A 7374-nucleotide genomic window follows, 5' to 3' on the forward strand; every position below is an offset into this window, starting at 1 on the left:
GCCCGGCGGTGCGCCCTCGGCGCCCTCGGCCCCTCCCACGACCTCTGCCCGATCGGCTGCTGCCCGGCCCGCACCGAACACCCCGCCGCCGCCGGCGCCGACAGCCCCTGGCACGCGGCCGTCCCGGCGGGGGGCGGGACCGGCGCCCGCGTCCGTACCGGCTGAGAGGGACGGCCCGCGCCGCCGCGAGATCCTCGCTCCCCCGAAGGCCTGCGGCTTCCCGTGGAGCCGCTTCGAGGCACAGCCCTGGCGTCCACGGTCCCGGCGGAGCGGCGGGGCGGGCGCGTCTCCCGGCGCGGGCACGGGTCCCGTACGGGTCTCATGCGGGGCTCATCCGGAGAAGGCACAGGTCCGGACGGGGTCGAGGTGCAGTTCGTAGGGACCGAAGCAGTCGGCGGCGAGGGTCGCGACGGGGGCGCCGCAGGGGCAGGCGCGGTTGAGTCCCTGGGCGCCTGCCGGTCCGCAGCAGCCCGCGCTGTTCTTCCAGTCGGGCAGCGGCTGGAGGCCGGCGGCGTCGTCGGGGTGCACCAGCACGGTCCGCCGGCTGCCCGCCGAGACGACGAAGCCCTCTTCGGCCCGGGAGACCAGGTGCCCCCGCGCCTGGGCCGGCCTCGGGTTCCTCTGGTCCTCCTGCACGACGTAGGGCGCTCCCCAGGGCTCGGGGTCGATCGCGTAGCGGCCCCGGGGGATGGTGGAGGGTGCCCGGCCTGTCTCCTCGTCCCGGTCGCGCTCGTCGGCGGCGAGGTCGGGGACGGCGGCGAGTTCCGCGAGCTCCGGCGTGATCGCGGTGCCGCACTTGGAACAGAGGAAGACGGTCATCCCTCCGTTGTATTCCTCCGACCTGCCGCTTCGCATCCTCTTTCGCCGCTCGGGGTCGATGCCCGGGTCGAGGGAGGCGGGTTCCGGGGCGTCGGGAGCGGAGCCTGCGGGGTCGTTGCGAGGGACTGGATCGTCTGCGGGTGACGGAGCGGACCTGCCCCAGGGGGCGTCGGGCGAGGGCGGCGCCGCGATCCGGGCTGTGACCGAGGGGGTGCAGGACGCCCGGTTCCTCTCGCAGCGCTCCGGTGGGGCAGCGGGGTCCGTCACCGTCCGCCTGGACGTGCGCGCCGAGCGGTTCCCCCGCGGTGTGCGCCGAACCGGGTGGTCCGAGCGAGGTTCTCGGGGTGCCGGACGGGGCGACGAAGGCCTGCTCCACCGCTTCGTCCGCGGAGCGCGGGGAAAACCGGTCCCCATCCGGCGGGCCGTCGGCTGCGAAGTACGGGTGGAGCGCAGCGGCCGGGCGGCGTGTCGAGTGGCGGGAGCGGGTTTGGCGGAACGGCTGGGAGCGGCGGTCACGGGCGCCGGAGGGGCGGGCCTGACGGCCGGCCACGTCCTGGCGTCCTCGTACGAGGTGACCCCGTACGAGGCGGACGGCCGGCTCGGGGGCCACGCCCGTACCCGCGGACTGTCCGGCCCCGGCGGGCAGGGGCTTGCCGTGGATTCGGGGTTCATCGTCCACGACGAGCCGACCCATCCCCCTCTCCTCCGTTCGTTCCGGGAGCCGGGGATCGGGGCGCAGGGCGCCGAGACGAGCATGTCGGTGGGGTGCGACGGGTGCGGGCTGGAGCACGCGGGCGGCCAGCTGCTGCAGATCGGCACCGGCTGGGGCGAGCTCGCCCTGCGGGCAGCCGCCCGCGGAGCCCGGGTCACCGCCCTGCCCCTCTCCGGCGAGCAGGCCGTCCTGGCCCGCGAGCGGACCGCGGCAGCCGGACTCGCCGACCGGGTCGAGGTCCAGCCGCGCGGCCACCGGGACGTCGGGGGCCGGTGCGACGCGGTGATCAGCGTCGAGACGATCGAAGCGGTCGGCGCCGAGTACCGGCCCTCCTCCTTCACGGCCCTGCGCCGTGCGCTCGCCCCCGGCGGCCGCATCGCCCCGCGGGCCATCACCATGGGCCACCGGGAGATGCTCCCCAGCGCCGCCACGCACACTCCGCTCAGCACGTACGTCTTCCCCGGCGGCCTGATCCCCTCCCGGGAAGCCATCGCCGAGCACTCCGCCGCCTCCGGGCCGGCCACCACCGCCGACGACGGCTACGGCGAGCACGACGCCGAGACCCTGCGCCGGGGGCGCGAACGGTTCACCGCCCACCGCCCGGTCGTCACGGCGCTCGGCTTCGCCCCGGTCTTCCCGCGCATGGGGGAGTTCCATCCCGCCTGCTCGGAGGCGGGATTCCGCTCCCGCCACCTCGACGTCCGCCAACTCCTCCTCACCGAAGGAACCCACCGATGAGGCACGCCGCCGACCGACTCGCCCAGCTCCTCGGCCACTTCGTCCCCGGCCCCCTCCCCGTGCGCGTCCAGGCCTGGGACGGCAGCCAGGCAGGCCCCGCCCACGCGCCCCTGGTCGTCCTGCGCTCGCCCGCGGCCCTGCGCCGCATGCTGTGGCAGCCGGGCGAGCTCGGCCTCGCCGAGGCCTACGTCACCGGGGACCTCGACGTCCGGGGCGACCTGGCGGACGCCCTCTCCCACGCCGGCCGGAGCGTCCGCGACCGGCAGGCGGCCCGCCCCGGGCCCGCGGGCATCGCCGCGACCACCGCCCTGGCGGTACGCCTGGGTGTCGTCGGCCCGCCTCCGAAGCGCCCCGACGGGCGGGCCCGCCTGACCGGTGGTCTTCACAGCGTCTCGCGGGACCGCGCGGGCATCAGCCACCACTACGACCTCTCCAACGACTTCTACGCGCTCCTGCTCGACGAGTCGATGGCGTACTCCTGCGCCTACTGGACCCGGCCCGACGACCCCGCCTACACGCTGGCAGACGCCCAGCGCGACAAGCTCGACCTGATCTGCCGGAAACTGGACCTGGGCCCCGGGGACCGGCTGCTCGACGTCGGCTGCGGCTGGGGCTCCCTCACCGTGCACGCGGCCCGCGCGTACCAGGCGCGCGTCACCGCGGTCACCCTCTCCCGCGCCCAGCACGACTTCGTCACCGAGCGTGCTGCGCGCGAGGGGCTGGCCGGCCTCGTGGACGTCCAGCTGCGGCACTGGCGCGACATCGACGGCGGCGGCTACGACGCCGCGGCCGCCGTCGAGATGGGCGAGCACGTCGGCGACGCCGGGTATCCCGCCTTCGCCGCCAAGCTGCACGGCTCGCTGCGCCCCGGGGGCCGGCTCCTGATCCAGCAGATGTCCCGCGGCGCCCGCGCACCGGGCGGCGGCGCCTTCATCGAGACGTACATCGCCCCCGACATGCACATGCGCCCCGTCGGCCGCACCGTGGACATCCTGGAGGAAGCGGGAATGGAGACGCGCTCCGTGGAAGCCCTCCGCGAGCACTACGCGACCACCATCGACGCCTGGCGCGCCACCCTCGAACAGCGCTGGAACGACGTCGAGGCCCTCGTCGGAACGACGACCGCCCGGGTGTGGCGCCTCTACCTCGCCGGCGCGTCGCTCGCCTTCTCCGAGGGCCGCATGGGCGTCGACCAGATCCTCGCCGTACGGCCCACCCGCGAAGGAGCTTCGGCCATGCCGGCCACCCCCGCCGCCTGGCACGCCCCCGGGAGCCGGACGTGAACGGCACCGACCGGGGAGCCCTCGGCGTCCACCTCGCCGCCGCCCCGGCGGCGGCTCCGACGGTGCTCCTCACCGCCGTCGCCACCGTCACCCGGCTGATCTCCCTCCCCGTCCGGGCCGTCTCCTCCGGCTCGGCGCCCCTGGACGCCCCGGCCCACTGCGGTCTCGCGGTGTGGGCGGCCGGGCTCGCCTTCGACGCCGTCGGCGGCCACCACCCGGCCCGCTTCAAGGCGCCCCCCGCCTGTACCGGGCGCACCAGCGGCTTCCTCCCGCTGTCCCCACGCGCGCGCACCCGGCCCGGGGCGGGAGGAGGAGGAAGCACCCCGTGAACGGTTCTCATGGCTCCCCCCACCGTGCCCTCGACCTGCCCGAGCCACGTTTCCGGGCGGCGGCGGGGGCGGTGCTCCTCCTGCACGGCGGACGGGCGGAGTCCCTTGCGCCGCCGTCGGCCCTCAACCTGCCGGACCTGCGGATGAGGGCGTTCGCCCGCGCACTGCGAGAAGACCCCCGTCACGCGGACGTCCTCGTCGGGCACGTCCGCTACCGGCTGCGCGGATGGAACGGAGACCGGGCGGACCCGGTGACGGACGCACGACGCGCGCTGGCCGAACTCAAGGACGCGGCCGGCCCCGTCCCCCTGGTCCTCCTGGGACACTCCATGGGCGCCAGGGCCGCCCTGCACGCCGCCGACGACCCCCAGGTCCGAGGAGTCGTGGGCCTCGCGCCCTGGTGCCCGCCGGGCGATCCCGTGGCCCACCTGGCGGGCCGCACGGTCATCGCCCTGCACGACGAGACGGACCGGGTCACCTCGGCCCACGACACGTGGGCGTACCTCCGGCGCGCCGGTGAAGCCGGAGCCCGCGTCCGCGGCCTCCGCATGCCCGGCGGCCGGCACACGATGCTCCGTCGTTTCGACCTGTGGCACCAGCTCGCCGTGCGTTCCACCGCGGAGGTCCTCGGCCTGCCCTTCCCGCCGGGGGCCCCGGCGCCGCGGGCCGTGTGGAAGGCCGGTCCGCTCGATGCGTCCGACTTCGCCGGAGCCTGAGCGCGCGGGCCCTTCCGCGGGCAGGCCGGACGGTGACGGCACCGAGAACGGCCGCCGCCGCGACGCCCGCCGCGAGCGCGAGACGCAGGCCGTTCCGGGACCGGGGGCGGGGCGTCACGGTGTCCTTGGGGAGTCGTGGGCCGGCGTGTGGACCCGCAGCGAGACGTGGACGGTCTTGCCCCCGATGCGAGGGACCACCCTGAGGGAATCCCCCAGGTGGCGCATGATCTCCAGGCCGAATCCGCCGTGCCGGCCGCCGGCCGCGGGCCGGTGGACGTCGGGCATGTCCTCGCTGTGGTCGGTGACGGCGATGTCCAGGGACCCGCCGTGGTCGGCCAGGGTCAGGAGGCACGGGCCGCGGGCGTGACGGACGGCGTTGGTGACGAGCTCGGACACGATCAGGACGGCGTCGGCCGCCCGGGCGCATCCGCCCGTGTCGAGCCATCCGGCCGCGATGCGGCGGGCGGCGGCCGGGCTCCGCGGACCGCTGGGCAGGGCGACGACGAGGCGTGTCCCGCTGGACGTCAGGGGTGGTGCGGTGGTGGTCATGACCGCTCCCTGGAGGCGAGGGTTGCTGTGCGGGGGATTCGTAGCCGCTCCGTGCCCGGATGGCGGATCGGGCCCGGGGACCGTGTGAGAACCCGCTCGGCCCGGCCGCGTCTCGCCGGCGGCCCGGCGGCGCCACCGGCCGAAGGTGATGGTCGCGCCGGCCGTGATCGCCCCGCGCACGGGCGTAGCGGTAGGACTTTTGCGGGCCGTCCGGGGGGTTGTGGACCACTGCACCGATCCGCGCCCGCAGGGGGCGCCGAAGGATCCACAGACCCGCGCCTCCAGGGTGTGGGCGCCCCGATCGATCGGAGTTCTCCCGTGCGTACTCGCATCGCCGCCGCCGTGGCTGCCGCCATGGTGGCCACTTCCCTGCTCTCCCCCGCCCTGGCTTCGGCGACGGCGGGCGACGGCGATCCCTTCGGGCCTCGGGACCGGGCCGCGAAGGACGGCCTGATCAGTGTGGGCCTGACCTCCGACCAGCGCCTGGTCGGCTTCGGCGTCCGCAACCCGGCCGACACCTGGTCGCTGGGGAAGGTCAGCGGCCTCCAGGGCGACGGCAAGCTGGTGGGGATCGACTTCCGCGTCCAGAACGGCAAGCTGTACGGCGTAGGCGACAAGGGCGGCGTCTACACCCTCGACAGCGCCGCCGCGGCGGTGAAGGTCTCCCAGCTCACCGTCGTCCTCCAGGGCAGGCACTTCGGGGTCGACTTCAACCCCGCCGCCAACCGCCTGCGCGTCATCAGCGACACCGGACAGAACCTGCGCCACAACATCGACGACCCGGCCGCCCCGCGGACCACCACCGCCGACGGCACCCTCACCAACCCGACGGCCCCGCCGTCGACCGCCCTGGGCGTCACCGGCGCCGCCTACACCAACAACGACCTCGACCCGGCGACCGCCACCACCCTGTTCGACATCGACACGGCCAACGACCGCGTCTCGCTCCAGTCCCCCGCCAACGCCGGCACCCTCGCCCCCACCGGCGGCCTCGGCGTCGACGCCGGCCCCTCGGCCGGATTCGACATCTACTCCACGCCCTCCAGCCGCTCCCACCACGGCTTCGCGGCCCTGAACACCGACGGCAGGCAGCGCCTCTACACGGTCGACGTCCTCACCGGCCGCGCCGGTCTCGTCGGCGCCTTCCCCACCGGCCGCCAGGTCGTCGACCTCGCCCTCCCGCTCGACCAGCGCTGACCGGTACGCACGCCGGGGACGGGCCGCACCCGCCCGCCCCCGGCCCGCCGGTCCGCGGAAGAGCCGGGAGCAGCCGGTCGGGGGCGGGCGTCAGGCGGGCAGGGCCAGCAGGAGGAGCGGGGTGGTGGTGGGCTGGGGTGATCCTCCGACCGGTTCGAGCGTGAGGCCGACGGCGCCGGCGCCGGCGGAGTCGCCGTCGAGGGGGACGGTGCCGTCGGAGTGGATGAATCCGGCGGGTCGCATGGTGCCGTCCCGGTCGAGCCAGAGCTGGTAGGTCCTGCCTTCGGCAGGGGCGGGCAGGCCGGCTGCGGTGAAGACGGCCCGGTTCTGGCGGTCGGAGCTGACGACGGTGGTGAGGGCGCCGTTGGTGGCCCGGCCGTGGACGGTACGGGCGTCCGGTGCGGCCAGTACCGTGCTCACCGCGTCGAGCTGCTGCTCGGCCTGCTGGGCCTGCTGCCGGGCGTCCCGGCTCTCCTGGTACTGCCAGGCGGCGAGGCCGGCGAAGGAGACCGCGGCGGCCACGCTCGCCGCCAGGGCGAGGGGGACGGCCTTGCGCTTGAGGGCGCGGGTTGTCCGGGGGGCCGCGCCGGTCTCGGGGACTCGGGGCGGGAGCTGGCGGACACCCTCGACCGCGGCCATCGTGCGCTGCTTGAGGGCGGGCGGCGGGTCCTGGGCGGCGGCCCCGGCGAGGCGGGCGGCGGTCGCCTCGAACTCGGCCACCTCCGTGCGGCAGTCCTCGCAGTGCGACAGGTGCGCGGCGAAGTCCTCCCGTTCGGCGGGTTCGAGGGCGTCGAGGGCGTACGCGGCCGCGAGGGAGTGGAGGTCGGGTCGGTGCTGGTTCATGTGGTCACCCCCATGCAGTCGCGGAGCCGGACCAGTCCGTCGCGCATGCGTGTCTTGATGGTGGGAAGCGGCGTGTGCAGGGTCTCGGCGACTTCACGGTAGGTCAGTCCCCGGTAGTAGGCCAGGGTGACGGCCTGGCGCTGGAGTTCGGTCAGGCCGCGCAGGCACCGGCGCACCTGCTCGGACTC

General features: G+C 75.8%; 9 protein-coding genes. 5 read left to right on the plus strand and 4 right to left on the minus strand.

Annotation, left to right across the window (positions count from 1 at the left end):
- Positions 1-330: 330 nt before the first annotated feature.
- Positions 331-819, minus strand: coding sequence for a hypothetical protein (locus IE287_RS37800; RefSeq protein WP_189853962.1), 489 nt, complete (start codon positions 817-819; stop codon positions 331-333).
- A 487-nt stretch (positions 820-1306) separates the two neighbouring features.
- On the opposite strand from IE287_RS37800, the gene IE287_RS37805 reads away from it, so the two are divergent.
- Genes IE287_RS37805 through IE287_RS37820 form a run of 4 tightly spaced genes read left to right on the plus strand, consistent with a single transcriptional unit; the run spans position 1307 to position 4597 of the window.
- Positions 1307-2269 (plus strand): class I SAM-dependent methyltransferase, encoded by a 963-nt coding sequence (locus tag IE287_RS37805; RefSeq protein ID WP_189853963.1) that lies wholly within the window; start codon positions 1307-1309, stop codon positions 2267-2269.
- Positions 2266-3552, plus strand: a complete 1287-nt coding sequence (locus IE287_RS37810; RefSeq protein ID WP_189853964.1) for a class I SAM-dependent methyltransferase — start codon at positions 2266-2268, stop codon at positions 3550-3552. Before IE287_RS37805 ends, IE287_RS37810 begins: the two co-directional genes overlap by 4 nt.
- Positions 3549-3881, plus strand: coding sequence for a DUF1295 domain-containing protein (locus IE287_RS37815; RefSeq protein ID WP_189853965.1), 333 nt, complete (start codon positions 3549-3551; stop codon positions 3879-3881). The genes IE287_RS37810 and IE287_RS37815 overlap by 4 nt, the downstream gene beginning before the upstream one ends.
- Positions 3878-4597 carry an alpha/beta hydrolase gene (locus tag IE287_RS37820; RefSeq protein WP_189853966.1) on the plus strand — a complete coding sequence of 240 codons (720 nt, stop codon included), beginning with the start codon at positions 3878-3880 and terminating at the stop codon, positions 4595-4597. Before IE287_RS37815 ends, IE287_RS37820 begins: the two co-directional genes overlap by 4 nt.
- Before the next feature lie 114 nt (positions 4598-4711).
- Here IE287_RS37820 and IE287_RS37825 read toward each other — a convergent pair whose 3' ends face one another.
- Complete coding sequence (locus IE287_RS37825) at positions 4712-5146, minus strand: ATP-binding protein (RefSeq protein WP_189853967.1); 435 nt, start codon at positions 5144-5146, stop codon at positions 4712-4714.
- Positions 5147-5464: 318 nt separating this feature from the next.
- On the opposite strand from IE287_RS37825, the gene IE287_RS37830 reads away from it, so the two are divergent.
- Entirely contained in the window at positions 5465-6343 is an 879-nt protein-coding gene (locus IE287_RS37830) for a DUF4394 domain-containing protein (RefSeq protein WP_373307998.1), read from the plus strand.
- A gap of 90 nt (positions 6344-6433) precedes the next feature.
- Here IE287_RS37830 and IE287_RS37835 read toward each other — a convergent pair whose 3' ends face one another.
- Together IE287_RS37835 and IE287_RS37840 are read right to left on the minus strand one after the other, a co-directional pair.
- Positions 6434-7186 carry an anti-sigma factor gene (locus tag IE287_RS37835; RefSeq protein ID WP_189853968.1) on the minus strand — a complete coding sequence of 251 codons (753 nt, stop codon included), beginning with the start codon at positions 7184-7186 and terminating at the stop codon, positions 6434-6436.
- Positions 7183-7374 (minus strand): sigma factor-like helix-turn-helix DNA-binding protein (locus tag IE287_RS37840; RefSeq protein ID WP_268255026.1); only part of this gene is annotated, 192 nt, incomplete at its 5' end. The genes IE287_RS37835 and IE287_RS37840, both read right to left, overlap by 4 nt.

This window comes from Streptomyces omiyaensis, assembly GCF_014650895.1.
GTDB classification, from domain to species: Bacteria; Actinomycetota; Actinomycetes; order Streptomycetales; family Streptomycetaceae; genus Streptomyces; species Streptomyces omiyaensis.